Annotated in this window: 1 protein-coding gene and 1 pseudogene; one reads left to right on the top strand and one right to left on the bottom strand. The window is 68.6% G+C overall.

Going from position 1 to position 1,149, the window contains the following annotated elements:
* Positions 1–300 (top strand): annotated as a pseudogene (locus A5782_RS27320) (hypothetical protein); the annotation flags it as partial.
* A gap of 4 nt (positions 301–304) precedes the next feature.
* Here the strand turns inward: A5782_RS27320 and A5782_RS27325 are convergent.
* Positions 305–1,149 (bottom strand): VWA domain-containing protein (locus tag A5782_RS27325; protein ID WP_067102221.1); only part of this gene is annotated, 845 nt, incomplete at its 5' end.

Raw genomic sequence — 1,149 nt, forward strand, 5'->3', positions numbered from 1 at the left:
GTGCCGATCTCGACGATCTCGTTCGGGACCAAGGGCGGCGAGATCGAGATGGACGGGCAGCGGGTCGCCGTCCCGGTGTCGACCGACCAGATGAAGATGGTCGCCAAGCTGTCCGGCGGGCAGTCTTACACCGCCACCAACCTCGGCGAGCTCGAAAAGAGCTACAACGCCATCGAGAACGAGATCGGCTACCGTACGGTGCCAGGGCCGGGCAGCTCCGGGTGGCTGCGCCTCGGCGTATTGACCGCCCTGATCGCGACGGCGCTGGCATTGTTGATCAACCGCCGCCTGCCCAGCTGAGGACTCAGGCGGGCAGCCTGCGGTTCAGCAGGAGACCGGCCAGGATGGCGCCGGCCATGACGAAGGCGCCGAGCAGCATCCAGGCCAGGCTCGCGTCGCCCTTCACGGTTTCGTAGCCGATCTGGCGCTGCAGCGTCGAGTACACGTTCTTCAGGGAATCCAGGCTGTCGGCGTGGAACGACTGGCCGTCGGTGATCTCGCAGATCTTCTGCAGGGTCTGGTCGTCCACCGGAACCGGGATGGTGGCGCCCTCGTAGTCCACCGTGCCGTACGGGGTGCCGAACGAGATGGTCGAGATCTGCACGCCCTCGGCCTTGGCGGCCCGGGCCGCGGTGAACGCCCCCTGCGGGGCATTGGGGTCCAGCGGCACGTTCTCGGCGCCGTCGGACTCCAGCACGATGCGGGCCGGCGGCGGATTGTCGCCGCCGATGACCGCGGTGGCGCCGATCGCGTGCAGGGCGGTGAAGATGGCCTGGCCGGTGGCCGTGCTGTCGGCGAAATCCAGCTTCTTGAGCGCGTCGATAGTCGCCTGGTGTTGCGGGGTCGGCGGCACCAGCAGATAGGGCGTGCCGGCGAACCCGACCAGCCCGAGGTTGATGCCGGGCGTGAGCTGGCCGGCGAACTGGGTGGCTGCCTGTGCGGCGGCCTTGAGCCGGTTGGGTTCGACGTCGGTGGCCCGCATGGACTGCGACATGTCGATCACCAGCATGATGACGGCGCGATTGCGCGGGATGCGCATGTCGTGGGTGGGGGTGGCCAGCGCGATGGTCAACAGCACCAGGGAGAGCAGCGACACCGCGATCGGGAGGTGCCGCCACGGCGACTGCGGCACGGGGGTGTCGGTGTAGC

The organism is Mycobacterium sp. 852002-40037_SCH5390672, assembly GCF_001665875.1.
Classification (GTDB): Bacteria; Actinomycetota; Actinomycetes; order Mycobacteriales; family Mycobacteriaceae; genus Mycobacterium.